General features: G+C 67.8%; 11 protein-coding genes. 7 read left to right on the top strand and 4 right to left on the bottom strand.

Annotated features, from left to right (window positions below; genetic code table 11):
• Window positions 1–5 precede the first annotated feature (5 nt).
• Complete coding sequence (lpdA, locus tag BA022_RS05960) at window positions 6–1,865, top strand: dihydrolipoyl dehydrogenase (RefSeq protein ID WP_088886876.1); 1,860 nt, start codon at window positions 6–8, stop codon at window positions 1,863–1,865.
• 133 nt (window positions 1,866–1,998) lie between these two features.
• On the opposite strand, the gene BA022_RS05955 is transcribed toward lpdA, so the two are convergent.
• Window positions 1,999–2,313 (bottom strand): DUF2322 family protein, encoded by a 315-nt coding sequence (locus BA022_RS05955; RefSeq protein WP_088886875.1) that lies wholly within the window; start codon window positions 2,311–2,313, stop codon window positions 1,999–2,001.
• A gap of 123 nt (window positions 2,314–2,436) precedes the next feature.
• Between BA022_RS05955 and BA022_RS05950 the strand changes: the two genes are divergently transcribed.
• A complete protein-coding gene (locus BA022_RS05950; protein WP_088886874.1) occupies window positions 2,437–3,396 on the top strand; it encodes a class I SAM-dependent methyltransferase in 960 nt (319 codons plus the stop codon).
• Between the two features lie 63 nt (window positions 3,397–3,459).
• Window positions 3,460–4,347 (top strand): NAD(P)-dependent oxidoreductase, encoded by an 888-nt coding sequence (locus BA022_RS05945; protein ID WP_088886873.1) that lies wholly within the window; start codon window positions 3,460–3,462, stop codon window positions 4,345–4,347.
• Window positions 4,348–4,443: 96 nt separating this feature from the next.
• Here BA022_RS05945 and BA022_RS05940 read toward each other — a convergent pair whose 3' ends face one another.
• Complete coding sequence (locus BA022_RS05940) at window positions 4,444–4,923, bottom strand: EVE domain-containing protein (RefSeq protein WP_088886872.1); 480 nt, start codon at window positions 4,921–4,923, stop codon at window positions 4,444–4,446.
• A gap of 134 nt (window positions 4,924–5,057) precedes the next feature.
• A complete protein-coding gene (locus BA022_RS05935; protein ID WP_088886871.1) occupies window positions 5,058–5,636 on the bottom strand; it encodes a C40 family peptidase in 579 nt (192 codons plus the stop codon).
• A gap of 303 nt (window positions 5,637–5,939) precedes the next feature.
• Here BA022_RS05935 and mdtD point away from each other — a divergent pair, with 303 nt between their 5' ends.
• Window positions 5,940–7,376, top strand: coding sequence for a multidrug transporter subunit MdtD (mdtD, locus tag BA022_RS05930; protein WP_088886870.1), 1,437 nt, complete (start codon window positions 5,940–5,942; stop codon window positions 7,374–7,376).
• Between the two features lie 119 nt (window positions 7,377–7,495).
• On the opposite strand, the gene BA022_RS05925 is transcribed toward mdtD, so the two are convergent.
• Entirely contained in the window at window positions 7,496–9,364 is a 1,869-nt protein-coding gene (locus BA022_RS05925) for an ABC transporter ATP-binding protein (RefSeq protein WP_269466925.1), read from the bottom strand.
• Between the two features lie 180 nt (window positions 9,365–9,544).
• Here BA022_RS05925 and BA022_RS05920 point away from each other — a divergent pair, with 180 nt between their 5' ends.
• The 3 genes from BA022_RS05920 (at window position 9,545) to smc (ending at window position 16,755) form a co-directional block, all read left to right on the top strand.
• Complete coding sequence (locus BA022_RS05920) at window positions 9,545–12,688, top strand: bifunctional diguanylate cyclase/phosphodiesterase (RefSeq protein ID WP_088886869.1); 3,144 nt, start codon at window positions 9,545–9,547, stop codon at window positions 12,686–12,688.
• A gap of 35 nt (window positions 12,689–12,723) precedes the next feature.
• Window positions 12,724–13,056, top strand: coding sequence for a YnfA family protein (locus BA022_RS05915; protein ID WP_088886868.1), 333 nt, complete (start codon window positions 12,724–12,726; stop codon window positions 13,054–13,056).
• Between the two features lie 174 nt (window positions 13,057–13,230).
• Window positions 13,231–16,755, top strand: coding sequence for a chromosome segregation protein SMC (gene smc, locus BA022_RS05910; RefSeq protein WP_088886867.1), 3,525 nt, complete (start codon window positions 13,231–13,233; stop codon window positions 16,753–16,755).
• Window positions 16,756–16,763 lie beyond the last annotated feature (8 nt).

Here is a 16,763-nt window from a genome sequence, read left to right as displayed (position 1 = left end):
AACATATGGCAATCATCGACATCAAGGTGCCCGACATCGGCGACTTCGCCGAGGTGGGCGTGATCGAAGTGCTGGTGCAGCCGGGCGACACCATTCGAGCCGAGCAGAGCCTGGTCACCGTGGAGTCCGACAAGGCCTCCATGGAGATTCCTTCCAGCCACGCCGGCGTGGTCAAGGAGCTCAAGGTCAAGCTGGGCGACAAGGTGGCCGAGGGCTCCGTGCTGCTGACGCTGGAAGTGGCGCAGGGTGCGGCGGCGCCGGCTGCGGCCCCTGCCGCGGCGAGCACGCCCAGCGCGCCGCCATCTGAGTCAAAACCGGCTCCAGCGCCCGCTGCTCAAGCGCCAGTAGCTCCTAAAACCGAAGCGGCCAGCTTCGGCGGCAGTGCCGACGTGGAGTGCGATGTGCTGGTGCTGGGTGGCGGCCCCGGCGGTTACAGCGCCGCCTTCCGCGCCGCTGACCTGGGCCTGAACGTGGTGCTGGTCGAGCGCTACGCCACCCTGGGCGGCGTGTGCCTGAACGTGGGCTGCATTCCCTCCAAGGCGCTGCTGCACGTGGCCGCGGTGATGGACGAGGTGAGCCACCTGAAGAGCGCCGGCATCGACTTCGGCGCGCCGCAGGTCAACATCGACACCCTGCGCGGCCACAAGGAAAAGGTCATCGGCAAGCTGACCGGCGGGCTGGCGCAGATGGCCAAGATGCGCAAGGTGACCGTGCTGCGCGGCTACGGCCACTTCGTCGGCGCCAACCACCTGGAGGTGGAGGAAACCACCGGCACCAGCCAGGACAAGACCGGCGCCAAGAAGGTGGTGGCGTTCAAGCGTGCCATCATCGCCGCCGGCAGCCAGGCCGTGCGCCTGCCGTTCATGCCCGACGATCCGCGCGTGGTGGATTCCACCGGTGCGCTGGCGCTCAAGGACGTGCCCAAACGCATGCTGATCCTGGGCGGCGGCATCATCGGCCTGGAAATGGGCACGGTGTACAGCACGCTGGGCGCGCGCCTGGACGTGGTGGAGATGCTGGACGGCCTGATGCAGGGCGCTGATCGCGACCTGGTCAAGGTATGGCAGAAGATGAACCAGCACCGTTTCGACAACGTGATGCTGAATACCAAGACCGTGGCCGCCGAGGCCACGCCCGAGGGCATCAAGGTAAGCTTCGCGCCCGCCAAGGACGGCGTCACGGTGCCCGAGCCCCAGGTGTACGACCTGGTGCTGCAGGCCGTGGGCCGCACCCCCAACGGCAAGAAGATCGCCGCCGAGAAGGCCGGCGTCGCCGTGACGGACCGCGGCTTCATCAACGTCGACATCCAGATGCGCACCAACGTGCCGCACATCTTCGCCATCGGCGACATCGTGGGCCAGCCCATGCTGGCGCACAAGGCGGTGCATGAAGCGCACGTGGCGGCCGAGGTCATCGCCGGCGAACTGCAGGGCAACAAGGAACTGGCAAGCGCCGCCTTCAACGCCCGCGTGATCCCGAGCGTGGCCTATACCGACCCCGAAGTGGCCTGGGTGGGCCTGACCGAGGACCAGGCCAAGGCGCAGGGCATCAAGGTCAAGAAGGGCCTGTTCCCCTGGGCGGCCAGCGGCCGCGCCATCGCCAACGGCCGCGACGAAGGCTTTACCAAGCTGCTGTTCGACGACAGCCCCGAGGCGCACGGCCACGGCCGCATCCTGGGCGGCGGCATCGTCGGCACGCACGCCGGTGACATGATCGGCGAGATCGCCCTGGCCATCGAGATGGGCGCCGACGCGGTGGACATTGGCAAGACCATCCACCCGCACCCCACGCTGGGCGAGAGCATCGGCATGGCGGCGGAGATTGCCCACGGCAGTTGCACGGACGTGCCGCCGCAGCGCAGGTAAAGGCCGCGGCCGTAGCAAAAAAGCAGCCTCTGGCTGCTTTTTTTATGCTTTTGATAGCGCCTGGCGCTTGCTGTGCAAGGGCTGGAGGCGTTTTTGAGTATGAGGTGCTGGGTTGGCGAGTGTGCGTGGCAGTTCAGGCCTGCACCAGTGCCACGCGGTAGCCCTGGCCCGTGGCGATCACCTGCAGCAGCCGGTCGATGTTGGGATGGCTGCCGGGATGCTGGCGGGCATCGGCGGTGTGTTCGGCGAACAGTTCCAGGCCTTCCTGCGCCGCGGCGACGGTGATGCCGCCGTGCTTGGCGGCCAGCGCGGCGTACACGGTCAGCGAGCCCGTCTTGCCCGGCTGGTTGGGAATGGTGACCACCACCTGGCCGGCGTCGTCCAGCAGTTGCAGGGCGGTCAGGTGGGCGATGGAGGGCAATTGGCGCAGGTTGTCAGCGAAGGTCATGCAAAAGCCTTGAACGGAGCGGATGAAACCGTGACGATAACGTAAAAACCATAGCTGTTAGCGCTGGCACAATCTGCGTTAGAGGGCATTTTGATGCCTGCTTTTCTTTGCGCCCGACCCCTCATGCAAGCCCTGCTCGACGCCATCGCCACCCTCACTCCGCCCGTTGAGGCCTGCCGCATCTTCCATGGGCGTGGCGGGCGGTTTCCCGGCAGCGAGCAGTGGACGCTGGATGCCTATCCACCCGTGCTGGTGCTCACCAGCTTCGCCCCGGTGACGGACGACGCACTCGCCACCATCGACGGCGCCCTGCGCGCGCGCTGGCAGCAGGTGGCGCCAGGGCAGCCGCTGAACTGGGTGTTCCAGCACCGCGGTGAGGCGCTGCGCATCGAGGGCCGCAGCGATACGCGGCTGATGGCGGGCGAGGTGCCCGAGCCGCATGTGGTCACCGAGGATGGCGCACGCCTGCGCGTCCAGGTGCTGCGCGGGCAGAACCACGGGTTGTTCCTGGACATGGCCGAAGGGCGTCGCTGGGTGCGCGCGCATGTGGCGAACCACCGCGCACGCACCGGGCGCGGCGCTCGGGTGCTCAACCTGTTCGCCTATACCTGTGCGTTTTCGGTTGCCGCGCTGCAGGCGGGCGCGGCGGACGTGGTGAATGTGGACATGAGCCGGGGTGCCATAGCCACCGGGCAGCAGAACCACCAGCTCAACGGGTTGGGCGCCGGTGCCCGCTTTCTGGCGCATGACATCTTCAGCTCGTGGGGCAAGATCACGCGCAGCGGGCCGTATGACCTGGTGATCGTGGATCCGCCGTCCTACCAGAAGGGCAGCTTCGTCGCGACCAAGGACTATGCGCGGCTCTTGCGGCGCCTGCCGGAACTGCTGATGCCGGGCGGCCACGCCCTGCTGTGCCTGAACGCGCCGGAGCTGGGGATGGAGTTTCTGCGCGAGCAGATGCGATCCCAGGCGCCTTCGCTGGCGTTCGTGGAACGCGTTCCCAACCCGGCGGTGTTCGCCGATGTGGACGAGGAGCGGTCGCTGAAGGTACTGGTTTTCCGGGATACGGCAGCGGTGGGTTGAAGGGGCTCCGCGCGCCACAATGCGGTGGACACCGCTTCCCACCCACCGGTTGAAACGCAGCACATGAACACCCCTCGCATCGGACTGATCGGCGTAGGCCTGATGGGCCACGGCATTGCCATGAATATCGCCCGCAAGGGCTATGCGCTGACGGTGCTGGAGCACCCTGGCAACCAGCCCCTGGATGCATTGCGCGCCCAGGGCGTGGCCAGCGCCGCATCGGTGCATGAACTGATGCGACAGGTGCAGGTGCTCATCCTGTGCGTGACGGGATCGCCCCAGGTAGAGGCGGTGCTGCTGGGCGAGGAGGGCGCCCTGGCCGCCCTGCAGCCCGGCACCGTGGTGATCGACTGCTCCACGGCCATTCCCTCGTCCACAGAATCCGTCGCCCGCGCCGTGGCGGCGGCCGGCGGGCGGTTCCTGGATGCGCCGATGACCCGCACCCCCAAGGAGGCCGCCGAGGGCCGGCTGAACCTGCTGGTGGGCGGCGAGGCCGCGCTGCTCGACGAAGTGCGCCCGGTGCTGCAGTGCTTTGCCGAGAACATCACGCATACCGGTGCCGTGGGCAGTGGCCACCGCATGAAGCTGCTGCACAACTATGTGTCGCTGGGCAGCGTGGCGCTGATCGCGGAGGCTGCCGCCTGCGCGCTGGCGGCCGACGTGGCACCGCAGGTGTTCCTGGATGTTCTCGCCAAGGGCGGCGGCGGCGGCGTGGCGCTGGAGCGCCTGCGGCCCTACCTGCTGCAGCAGGACCCCTCCGGGCTGCGCTTCTTCATGTCCAACGCGCTCAAGGACATGGGCTACTACACCGCCATGGCGCACGACGGCGGCGCGGCCGATGGCATTGCCCAGGCCGTGCACGACACCTTTGCCGCCGCCGTTGCCGAGGGTGGGCCGCAGGCGCTGGTGCCGGAGCTGGTAGCGCTGCTGCGCGCCAAGGGGACGGGTTGATGAAGGTTGGATTTCTGGCGGGGATTCCCGCCTTCCCGCCTCCAGTCCTCCCGCCTCCAGCCTGTTGATGCGTGGCGGGGACACCCGCGCGGCCCGCTAGTCTGCCGCGAGCACCTGCGTGATGAAGGTCCACTCCTGGGGCTGCAGCGGCGTGATCGACAACCGGTTGCCCCGCTGCAGTACGCGCATCGACGCCAACTCGGGATGGGCGCGCAGTTCCGCCAGGCCAATGAGCCGTGTCTTGCGCACGGCTTGCACGTCCCGCAGCAGCCACCGGGGTTTCTCAGGGGGTGACTTGGGGTCGTAGTAAGGGGATTCAGCGTCGAACTGTGTGGGGTCGGGGCGTACGCCCGAGGCTATGCGTGCAATGCCGGCGATACCGGGTGCAGGGCAGCTTGAGTGGTAGAAGAGCACGCCATCCCCCACCTGCATCTCGTCGCGCATGAAGTTGCGCGCCTGGTAATTGCGCACGCCGGTCCAGGGCACGGTGGCGCCCGGGGCGCCCAATGCGTCGTCAATGGAGCATTCGTCGGGCTCCGATTTCATGAGCCAAAAGCGCGTAGTGGGTGTGGTCATGGCTGGAAGGACTCAGGACACCTGTGTGGCTTGCACACCGTCACCCCATGTGCAGGCACTGAAAACGCTGGCCCGGTGCGTAGCTACTTACCGCAATTACTACAGCAGTGCCGGACAGGGTGCCGGCCTCGGTCTCAGTTGGCGGCCGGAGAGCGCGCCGAAATGGCCATGGCGGCGGCGTCTTCGTCCGTGGTCACGCGCCGTGCACCGTTGAAGCGCCGCTGCCAGTAGGAAGCGCCCATGTCTTCCACGCGCACCTGCGCACCGGAGCGCGGGGCATGGATGAACTTGCCGTCGCCCACGTAGATGCCCACGTGGCTGAACGCGCGGCGCATGGTGTTGAAGAACACCAGGTCGCCGGGCTGCAGGTCTTTTTTGTCGATGACTTCGGTGGCGGCGGCCTGCTCGTTGGCGCGGCGTGGAAGCACCATGCCCTTGGCCTGCTCGTAGATGGCGCGCACGAAGCCGCTGCAATCAAAACCCGTCTCGGCACTGCTGCCACCCCGGCGGTATGGCACACCGATGAAGCCCATGGCGGTGGAAATCAGGGAGGAGGTGCGGTCTGCCACGTTGTGCTGAACGTCCTGCAACTGGACGAGCAGGCTGCGGTCAATGCTGGCTGCAGGGGTGGCGGCTGCCCGCTCCACCTCGGGGGAGGGAGCGGCGTAGGCATTCGAGCAAAGCAGCAGCAGCAGGCACAACCGACGAAACATGGGGCGCGAGGGTACCACAGCATGACGGGAAATCTGCCGACAAGTGATAGTAAATAGTTGATTTACATGGATTTTCATGAACGTGCCCGCGGTGATAGGCAACGTCTTGCTGGGTTTTGCCCGGTGATGGGGTGAAGTGCCTTTCGCATGCCGGCCTTTCACCATCTCGGGAAAATGCTTCTACTTTGATAGCGGTTCATGTTTGGTGGACAGGGCCCAACATCGTTTTGACGGATATGACCAGCGCATCAGTCCGCAAACGGGCCCCAATGGCACACTTTGGCCTTCTTTTCTGAGCCCGACATGGGCGATTTCATGACGCGTGGACCTGTTTCCCCCACTTCGCGCCAGCCGCTGCTGTGGCTGGTCGCCCTGGGCTTTTTCATGCAGACGCTGGACGCCACCATCGTCAACACGGCCTTGCCGGCCATGGCGCGCGACCTGGGCGAGAGCCCGCTGCAGATGCACTCGGTGATCGTGGCGTATTCGCTAGCCATGGCAGTGCTGATTCCGGCGTCGGGCTGGCTGGCGGACCGTTTCGGCACGCGGCGGGTGTTCATGTCGGCGATCGCGTTGTTCGTGCTCGGCTCGGTGTTGTGCGCGCTGTCGTCCACGCTGCCGCTGCTGGTGGGTGCACGCGTGGTCCAGGGGCTGGGCGGTGCGCCGCTGCTGCCCGTGGGGCGGCTGGCGGTGCTGCGGGCGTTTCCGCGCGACGAGTTCATCCGCGCCATGAGCTTCGTCGCGATTCCCGGGCTGGTGGGGCCGCTGATCGGTCCGACCCTGGGCGGCTGGATGGTGGAGTACGCCTCCTGGCATTGGATCTTCTGGGTCAATGTGCCCGTGGGGCTGGTGGGCTTGATGGCCGCGCGGCGCTTCATGGCGGCGGGAGAGGTGCTGGCCGTGCGTGGATTCGACGCGGTGGGCTATGGCCTGCTGGCCTTTGGCATGGCGGCCGTGTCGCTGGCGGTGGAGGGCATGGCCGGCGGTGGTGCGCGCAGCGCGTCGTCGCTGGTGATGATGATCTTTGGCCTGGCCAGTCTGGCGGCCTACTGGCTGCATGCGCTGCGCAGCGATGCGCCGCTGTTTGTGCCGGGGTTGTTCGCGGTGCGCACGCTGCGTGTGGGGCTGCTGGGCAACCTGTTTTCGCGGCTGGGCAGCTCGTGCATGCCCTTCATGATCCCGCTGGTGCTGCAGGTCAGCCTGGGCTACGCACCCATGCAGGCGGGCATGATGATGCTGCCCACGGTGCTGGGCAGCATGGCCGTGAAACCTGCGGTCACCTTCATGGTGCGGCGCTGGGGCTATCGCGAGGTGCTGGTGGTCAATACCTGCGCGCTGGCGTTGCTCATCGCCAGCTTCTGCCTGATCACGCCCGGCCAGCCCCCGTGGCTGCTGATGGTGCAGCTGGCGGCGTTTGGCGGCGTGAACTCCATGCAGTTCTCGGCCATGAACACGGTCACGCTCAAGGATCTGGACACGGGTCATGCCAGCAGCGGCAACAGCCTGCTGTCCATGGTGCAGATGCTGGCCATGGGCATGGGGGTGGCGGCTGCCGGGGCGGTGCTGGCGAGCTTCCAGGGCTACTTTGGCGCCGTAGATGCGCAGGACACGCTCCACGCGTTTCGCGCCACGTTTGCCTGCATGGGTGTGCTGACGCTGGCGGCCACGGCGCTGTTCTTGCAGTTGCCGCCGCACGAGCCGCCGCGCCCCCATCCCCTGGGCCCCGAGGAGCAGAGCTGAACCGGGCTCTTCAGTCTCTTGTGCTATTTTTATAAGAGCTGTTGGCGCTTGTCAGTATTGCCTTGGAGGCCTATTTCTGTCTCGATTGCCATGATCGTGCGCGGCCGATCCTGTATTGCTCAGGCTTCGTCCGGGTCCTGTCCCATGAAGCCGCCGCTCTGGTGCGTCCACAGCCGCGCATAGACACCCCCTTGCGCCAGCAGCTGCGCGTGCGTGCCTTCCTCGACGATGCGGCCGGCGTCCAGCACGATGAGCCGGTCCATGGCGGCGATGGTGGACAGGCGGTGCGCGATGGCGATCACCGTCTTGCCCCGCATCAGTCCGTCCAGGCTCTGCTGGATGGCCGCCTCCACCTCGGAGTCCAGCGCGCTGGTGGCCTCGTCCAGCAGCAGGATCGGGGCGTCCTTGAGCATCACGCGCGCGATCGCCACGCGCTGGCGCTGCCCGCCCGAAAGCTTGACGCCGCGCTCGCCCACCTGGGCGTCGTAGCCGCGGCGGCCCTGCAGGTCGGTCAGCTCGTCGATGAATTGCGCGGCCTCGGCGCGTTCGGCAGCCAGGCGCATGTCTTCCTCGGAGGCATCGGGGCGGCCGTACAGGATGTTGTCGCGCATCGATCGGTGCAGCAGCGAAGTGTCCTGCGTGACCATGCCGATCGCTTGGCGCAGGCTGTCCTGCGTGACGTGGGCGATGTCCTGCCCGTCCACCAGAATGCGTCCGCCCTGCACGTCATGAAAGCGCAGCAGCAGGTTGACCAGCGTGGACTTGCCCGCGCCGGAGCGGCCGATCAGCCCGATGCGCTCGCCTGGGCGGATGGTGAGGTTCAGCCCGTCGATCACTGCCGCGCCGTCGCGGTAGCCGAAGCGCACGTTCTCAAACTGCACCTCGCCACGCGTGACCTGCAGCGGGCGGGCATCGGGCGCATCCACCACCGTGCGCGGGCGGGTGAGGGTGTTGATGCCGTCCTGGATGGTGCCCACGCTCTCGAACAGCGTGGTCATCTCCCACATCACCCAGTGGGCGTGGCCCGAAACGCGCAGTGCCATGGCGGTCACCGCGGCCACCGCGCCGGCGCCTACCTCGCCCCGTGACCACAGCCATAGCGCCGTGCCGCAGGCACCGAGGATCATGCCCACCACCAGGGCGTGGTTCACGATCTCGAAGCGGCTGACCAGCCGCATCTGTGCGTAGCCCGTGGTCTTGAACGCGTCCATCGCCGCGCGGGCAAACTCGGCCTCGCGCCGCGTGTGCGAGAACAGCTTCACCGTGGCGATGTTGGTGTAAGCATCCGTCACGCGGCCGGTCATGACGGAGCGCGCGTCGGCCTGGGCCTTGCTCACCTGGCCCAGGCGTGGCACGAAGTACCAGCACGCGGCCGCGTAGCACAGCGCCCACGCGAGAAAGGGCAGCAGCAGCCGCCATTCAAAGCCGCCCGCCAGTGCCAGGATGGTGACCAGGTAGACGCCCATGCCGATCACCACGTCGCAGGTGGTAAAGATCATGTCGCGCACGGCCAGCGCGGTCTGCATGATCTTGGTGGTGATGCGGCCCGCGAACTCGTCCGCATAGAACGCCATGCTTTGGCCCAGCATCAGCCGGTGGAAGTTCCAGCGCAGGCGCAGCGGGAAGTTGATGGCCAAGACCTGGTGGCGCACGGTGGTCTGCAGCGCCACTATGCCAATGCTGGCGACCAGCACCGCAGCCACCCCGGCGAGCAGCGTGCCGCGCTCGGCCCAGAAGCGCTCGGGCGCAGTGGCGGCGATCCAGTCCACCACCCGTCCCAGCACGGCAAACAGCAGCGCCTCGTAGATGGCCACCACGGCAGACAGGGCGGCCATGGCCCCGACATAGCCGCGCAGGCCGCGCGTGCTGGCCCACACGAAGGCGAGGAACCCGGCGGGCGGCACGGTCGGCTCGGCCGCAGGGTACGGGGGGACACGATTTTCGAACAACCGAAACAACACGATGGCGGACACTCCTGATGCGGCCATGGTACGAGCCGGCGGCTGGCGACGCCGGCGTGGGGAATTGCGCAGGCGCCGCGGTGCCGCGGCTGCGCGGTCGCAGCAGACGTTGGCGGTGTCTGTTGCCCCCGCACGGGTAAATGCCGCTATGCTCTGCGGCGCGGCGGCGGCCTATCAGCCGTTGTCCTCCTTGTCCATCTGCCCCGCATGCCGACATCCCACGCACAGCGCTCGTTCCCCTGGCACTGGCTCCCCGGAGCGGCCGTGGCGTTGGCCGGTTGCGCGGCAAGCTACGCGCTGTACCACCAGCAGCAGTCCTCCATGCAGGCCATCGCGCGGGTGCGTTTCGAGCAGGAGGCCCGGCTGTTCGCCGAGACGCTGCAGCGGCGCATGGAATCCCACGCGGATTTGCTGCAGGGCATGCGCGGCCTGCTGACGGTGAATCCGCAGCTGCGGCGCGCCGACTTCGAGCGCGTGGCGCGTGAGCTGGATCTGCAGCATTACCACCCCGGCGTGAAGAACATCAACTTTACGCGGTACGTGCCCGGCCCCCGGCGGGCGGCCTTCGAAGAGCAGGCGCGCTCCGACCCGCATCTGGACGGCGACCTGCCGCGGGATTTCGCCATCCATCCACAGGCCGTATTGCCCGACTATTTCGTGGTGGACTACCTCTGGCCGCAGGGGGGCAACAGCAGCGTGCAAGGGTTGGAGATCCATTCCCAGCCAGCCAACCTCGAAGCCATGCGCCGTGCGCGCGACACCGGCGGGCTGGTCGCCTCCGCGCCGTTCGAGCTGCACCAGGAAACCGAGCACCGCACGGGCGTCATCATCCGCATGCCGGTGTTTGCCGAGCCGGCGGCCGGACAGGCGGGTCCGGCGCGCTTTCTGGGGGCGGTGGGCGTGAGCCTGCGCATCTACGACATCGTGCATGCCGTGCGCACCGCGGGCAACATGCAGGGCCTGGCGCTGCGCATGGCGGACGTGGGCCCCTTCAGCAGCGAGGAGCCTGCTCCGCCGCAATCCCTCTTTGAATCGGAGACGCGCGTCGGCACCTCTGCCATGGAATATGAGCAAAGCGTGCGCGTGGGCGGAAGGCGCTGGAGCCTGCAGTTCCAGCCCGTCGTGCCGTTCCTCTCGCCGCAGGAGTCGCGCCTGCCCTGGCTGCTGGGCTCGGGTGGTCTGGTGGTGACCGCACTGCTCACCGCGCTGGTATCGATGCTGGTGCTGCGGCGGTCGCAGGCACTGGACCATGCCAAGGAGACCGATACGGCCTTGCGCGAAAGCGAGGCGCGCCTGCGCGCCGTGTTCAACCAGGCCGCGGTGGGCATCGCCCAGACCGACTCGCGCACCGGCCGCCTGGTGCGCATGAACCAGAAGTTCTGCGACCTGCTGGGCTACAGCGCGCAGGAACTGCAGCAGATGCGCTTTCAGGACTTCAGCGAGCCCAGCGACCTGGCCGCGGACCTGGAGCAATTGCAGCGGATGCTGGCCGGTGAGCTGAGCGAATACCGCATGGAAAAGCGCTACCGCCGCAAGGACGGCAGCGAGGTGTGGGTGGACCTCATGGTCTCGCCGCTGCGCCTGGAAGGCCAGCCCGAGCACCACCTTGCGGTGGTGCAGGACATCGGCAAGCGCAAGCACATGGAGCAGGTGCTGCGCCAAAGCGAGGAGCACCTGCGCAACATCCTGAACCACATGCCCGTGGGCGTGAACCAGGTGCAGGACGGCAAGATCGTGTTCCGCAACGACCGGCATGTCCAGATCTGCGGCTACGACATACGCGAGGCGCCCGACGTGGACACCTGGTGGCGCCTGGTAATGCCCGACGCACACCAACGCGAGCATGCGCGCGAGGCATGGCACGCCGCATGCACGGCGGCGCTGAAGAACCCCGACGGTGCCATCCGTACCGTGGAATGCGTGATCACCGCCAAGTCGGGCGTGCGCCGCGCGGTCGAGCTGTCCGGCATGATCCTGGGCGACTCGCACATCGTCACCATGGTGGACCAGAGCCAGCGCAAGGCGGCCGAGGAAGAGGTGCGCTACCTGGCCTACAACGATCCGCTCACCGGCCTGCCCAACCGCCGCCTGCTGCTGGACCGCCTGGAGCAGGCGCTGGCCATGAGCGCCCGCCACCAGCTGTGCGGCGCGGTGATGATGCTGGATCTTGACAACTTCAAGACCATCAACGAGACACAAGGTCCGGACATGGGTGACCGCCTGCTGCGCGAGGTGGCCCGGCGGCTGCGCGACTGCGTGCCCGAGGACGAAACCCTGGCGCGCCACGGCGGCGACGAGTTCGTCGTGGTGCTCAAGGACCTGGGCGCCGACCCGCAGGAGGCCGCCAACCGCGCCGAGGAAATGGGCCAGACGATCCTGGCGGCCATTCGCGCGCCCTTCGACATCGATGGTCAGCAGCACCACACGGCGCTCAGCGTGGGCATCGCCATCTTCCGCGGGGTGCGCGAATCGGCGGACGAGCTGCTCAAGCGCAGCGACCTTGCCATGTACGAGGCCAAGGCCGCCGGGCGCGATACGCTGCGCTTTTTTGATCCACAGATGCAGGCTGCCGTGTCCGAACGCGCGGCGCTGGAGGCGGACCTGCGCGCCGGACTGGATGCGGGACAGTTAGAACTGTTCTACCAGCCCAAGGTGGACCAAGGCCGCATCACGGGCGCCGAGGCGCTGGTACGCTGGCGCCACCCGGACAGGGGCTTCATCTCGCCAGCGGAATTCATTCCCTTGGCGGAAGAAAGCGGACTGATCCTGCGCGTGGGCGAGTGGGTGATGCGCAGCGCCTGCGCACAGCTGGCGCAGTGGAGCGCGCACCCGGTGCTGGGTGAGCTCACCGTCGCGGTGAACGTGAGCCCGCGCCAGTTCCACGAGGGTAGCTTCGTGCCCCAGGTGCTGGAGGCGCTGGCCGCTTCGGGCGCCGACGCGCGCCGCCTGCGGCTGGAACTGACCGAGGGCATGCTGCTGCAGGACGTGGAGGACACCATCGCCAAGATGGTGCAGTTGCGTGGCTACGGCGTGGGCTTCTCGCTGGACGACTTCGGCACGGGCTACTCGTCGCTGGCCTACCTCAAGCGCCTGCCCCTGCACGAACTGAAGATCGACAAGAGCTTCGTGCGCGACGTGCTCACCGACCCCAACGATGCCGTGATCGCACGCACGATCGTCGCCCTGGGCACCAGCCTGGGCCTGCGGGTGGTGGCCGAGGGCGTTGAGACCGAGGCGCAGCGCGCCTTTCTGGAGCGCAACGGCTGCCACGCCTGGCAGGGCTATCTGCTCAGCCCACCGCTGCAGGCCGCGGCGTTCGAGGCCTTGGTGCTGAAGCGGGCCGGCGTCTGATCGCTGCGGCCTTCTTTTCCATCACGCATTCACGCATGCTGCCCTTCAAGACCCTGGCCCTGTTCCTGCTCACTGCCGTGGCGGAAATCGTCGGTTGCTATCTGCCCTGGTTGTGGTTGCGCCAGGGGCGCAGCGCCTGGCTGCTGGTGCCGGCGGCCGCCAGCCTGGCGCTGTTTGCCTGGCTGCTCACGCTGCATCCGGCGGCTACAGGGCGTGTGTACGCGGCCTACGGCGGCGTGTATGTGGCCGTGGCGCTGGTCTGGCTGTGGGCGGTGGACGGCGTGCGCCCCGGCCCATGGGACTGGCTGGGCGTGGCCGTCACGCTGTGCGGCATGGCCATCATTGCCTTCGCCCCGCGTGGGGGCTGAGCTGCCGTAGGATGCTCTCGTAAGAATAGCTGCTGGCGCTTGCTGGGTAAGCGCTGGAGGCCTTTTTTGCTTGCAATCGAAGGATGCCCGGCTGGGCATGGGGCCGACACGAGCGCCACGGTATGATTCCGGTCTTTCCTGCACCTGCGAACCGCCCTGTCCAACGCCTGACCCGTGCGTCTTAACTCGATCAAACTCGCCGGCTTCAAGTCGTTTGCCGAGCCCACCAACTTCATGCTGCCGGGGCAACTCGTGGGCGTGGTGGGCCCCAACGGTTGCGGCAAGTCCAACATCATGGACGCCGTGCGCTGGGTGCTGGGCGAGAGCAAGGCCAGCGAGCTGCGCGGCGAGAGCATGCAGGACGTGATCTTCAACGGCACCACCAGCCGCAAGCCGGCCAGCCGTTCCAGCGTGGAGCTGACGTTCGACAACAGCGACCACCGCGCGGGGGGGCAGTGGAACCAGTTCACCGAGATTGCCGTCAAGCGCGTACTCACGCGCGACGGCACCAGCAGCTATTTCATCAACAACCAGCCGGTGCGTCGCCGCGACGTGCAGGACGTGTTCCTGGGCACCGGCCTGGGCCCGCGCGCCTACGCCATCATCGGCCAGGGCACGATCAGCCGCATCATCGAAAGTCGCCCCGAGGAACTGCGCCTGTTCCTCGAGGAAGCCGCGGGCGTGTCCAAGTACAAGGAGCGCCGGCGCGAGACCGAGAACCGCCTGTCCGACACGCGGGAGAACCTCACGCGGGTGGAGGACATCCTGCGCGAACTCAATGCCAACCTCGACAAGCTGGAAAAGCAGGCCGAGGTGGCCGCGCGCTACAACGCGCTGCAGCAGGACGTGACCCTCAAGCAGCACCAGCTGTGGTTCCTGAAGCGCGCCGAGGCGGAAAGCGAACAGGCCCGCGTGCGCACCGAGGGCCTGGCCGCCGTGAACGACCTGGAGTCGCGCATGGCCGACCTGCGCCATGTGGAGGCCGACCTGGAGACCATCCGCCAGGCGCACTACGAGGCGGGCGACAAGGTCAATCAGGCACAGGGGCGCCTCTATGAGGCCACGGCCGAGGTCGGCAAGCTGGAAGCCGAGATCCGCTACGTGGTCGAGGGCCGTCAGCGCGTGGAGCAACGCCTGGTGCAACTGGCCGAGCAGATCGCCCAGTGGTCCGCGCGCAAGGAAGAGGCTGAAGCCGAAGTCGAGGGCATCGAAGGCGCCGGCATGAATGCCGAGGAGCAGGCCGAGATCCTGGCCGCACAGGTCGAGGAGCAGGCGACACGCCTGCCCGAGCTGGAAGACGCCCTGCGCCAGAGCCAGCAGCGCAGTGACGAGCAGCGCGCCGCCGTGGCGCAGGTGCAGCAGCAGATCCAGGTGCTGGCGGCCGAGCAGCGCAGCCTGGACGAGCAAAGCCGCCAGTTGGAGGCGCGCCTGGAGCGCCTGCGCACCGACCGCAATGCCCTGGCTGCGCCCGACGAGGCGCGCCTGGCCAACCTGCGCCAGCAGTTGCAGCAGGCCGAGGAGGGCGCCGAGATGGCCGAGGCGCGCCTGGCCGAGCTGCAGGACAGCGTGCCCCAGCTCGACGAGGACCGCCGTGCGCGCCAGCAGGTCGTGAACCAGGAAACGGCCCGGCAGGCCGACCTGTCCGCGCGGCTGGAAGCGCTCAAGGCCTTGCAGGAAAAGGTCAAGGTGGACGGCAAGCTCCAGCCCTGGCTGGCCAAGCACGGGTTGGAAGGGCTGCAGGGACTGTGGAGCCGCATCCACATCGAACCCGGCTGGGAGAACGCGCTGGAGGCCGCGCTGCGCGAGCGCCTGGCCGCGCTGCCCGTGGGCCGGCTGGACATGGTGCGCGGTTTCCTCGGCGCGGGCGGGCAGGATGCGCCTCCGGCGCGGCTGGCTTTCTACAGCGCGCCATCCGCGCCCGCGCCCGAAGCCCCCGCTGGTTCATCGCGCTTGTCAGATCTGCTGCGCGTGCACGACGCCGGGCTACACGCCGTGCTCGTGGACTGGCTGCAGGGCTGCTACACCGCGCAGACGCTGGACGATGCGCTGAACCGCCGTGCGCAGTTGCAGCCGGGCGAGGCCATCTATGTGGCAGCCGGACATGCCGTGGGCGCGCACAGCGTGAGTTTTTATGCGCAGGACTCCGAGCAGTCCGGCCTGCTGGCCCGGGCGCAGGAGATCGAACACCTGGAGAAGGAGCTGCGTGCCCAGGCATTGATCGCTGAGGAGGCGCGCACGGCGCTGGTGCGTGCCGAGAGCCTGTACGCCGACGCGGCGCAGCGCCTGGTGGCCGCGCGCCGCGAGGCCAGCGAGGCCCAAGGCCGCGCGCACGAGCTGCAGGTTGAGACCCTGCGCCTGTCGCAACTGGCCGAGCAGACCCGGGCGCGCAGCGAGCAGATTGGCGCCGATCTGTCCGAGGTCGAGGCGCAGTTGGGCGACCTGCAGGAGCGCCGCGTCACCGCGGAGGCGCGTTTTGAAGAACTGGACATGCAACTGGCCGACAGCCAGGAGCGCCATGCGCAGCTGGGCGACCGTGTGATCGAGGCCGAGCGCCGCCTGGCCGAATGCCGTGAGCAGCAGCGCGCGCTGGAGCGCCAGGCACAGGAGGCCCAGTTCTCCCAGCGCAGCCTGCAGGCCCGGCGTGCCGAGCTGGCGCGCACCATCGACACCGCGGCCACGCAGGCACGCGCGTTGCACGATGAGCGCCAGCGCGCGCAGGACGAGCTTTCGCGCCTGTCCGATGCCGCCGCCCAGGGCGGCCTGCAGCAGGCGCTGGACCTGAAGATCGAGCGCGAAAAAGACCTGGCCGCCCAGCGCAGCCAGTACGATGACCTGACGGCGCGGCTGCGCGCCAGCGACGAACTGCGCATGCAGAACGAGCGCACGCTGGAGCCCCTGCGCGCACGCATCACGGAGTTCCAGCTCAAGGAGCAGGCCGCGCGCCTGGGCCTGGAGCAGTACAGCACGCTGCTGGCGGACGCGCAGGCCGACCTGGCGGCGGTGGAGCGCTCCATCCAGGACGGTGGCGTGCGCATGGCGGGGTTGCAGGGCGAGATCGACCGCCTGCACCGCGAGATCACGGCGCTGGGCGCGGTGAACCTAGCCGCGCTGGAGGAGCTGCAGCTCGCGCGCGAGCGCAAGGGCTTCCTGGACGCGCAGACCGAAGACCTGACGCTGGCCATGACCACGCTGGAGGACGCCATCCGCAAGATCGACGGCGAGACGCGTACCCTGCTGTCGGGCACCTTCGAGACCGTCAACGGGCACTTCGGCCGCATGTTCCCCGAGCTGTTCGGCGGCGGCCAGGCCAAGCTCATCATGACGGGTGACGAGATCCTCGACTCCGGCGTGCAGGTCATGGCCCAGCCGCCGGGCAAGAAGAACCAGACCATCCACCTGCTGTCGGGCGGCGAGAAAGCACTCACCGCGATCGCGCTGGTGTTCGCCATCTTCCAGCTCAACCCCGCTCCGTTCTGCCTGCTGGACGAAGTGGACGCACCGCTGGATGATGCCAACACCGAGCGGTATGCCAAGCTGGTGTCCAGCATGTCCAAGGGAACGCAGTTCCTCTTCATCAGCCACAACAAGATCGCCATGGAGATGGCCGAGCAACTGATCGGCGTCACCATGCAGGAGCAGGGCGTGTCGCGCATCGTGGCCGTGGACATGGAGTCCGCGCTGTCCATGGCCGAGGCCTGACCCCGTAT

The organism is Diaphorobacter nitroreducens (assembly GCF_002214645.1).
GTDB classification, from domain to species: domain Bacteria; phylum Pseudomonadota; class Gammaproteobacteria; order Burkholderiales; family Burkholderiaceae_C; genus Diaphorobacter; species Diaphorobacter nitroreducens.
This window is presented reverse-complemented; position numbering and strand designations above follow the sequence as displayed.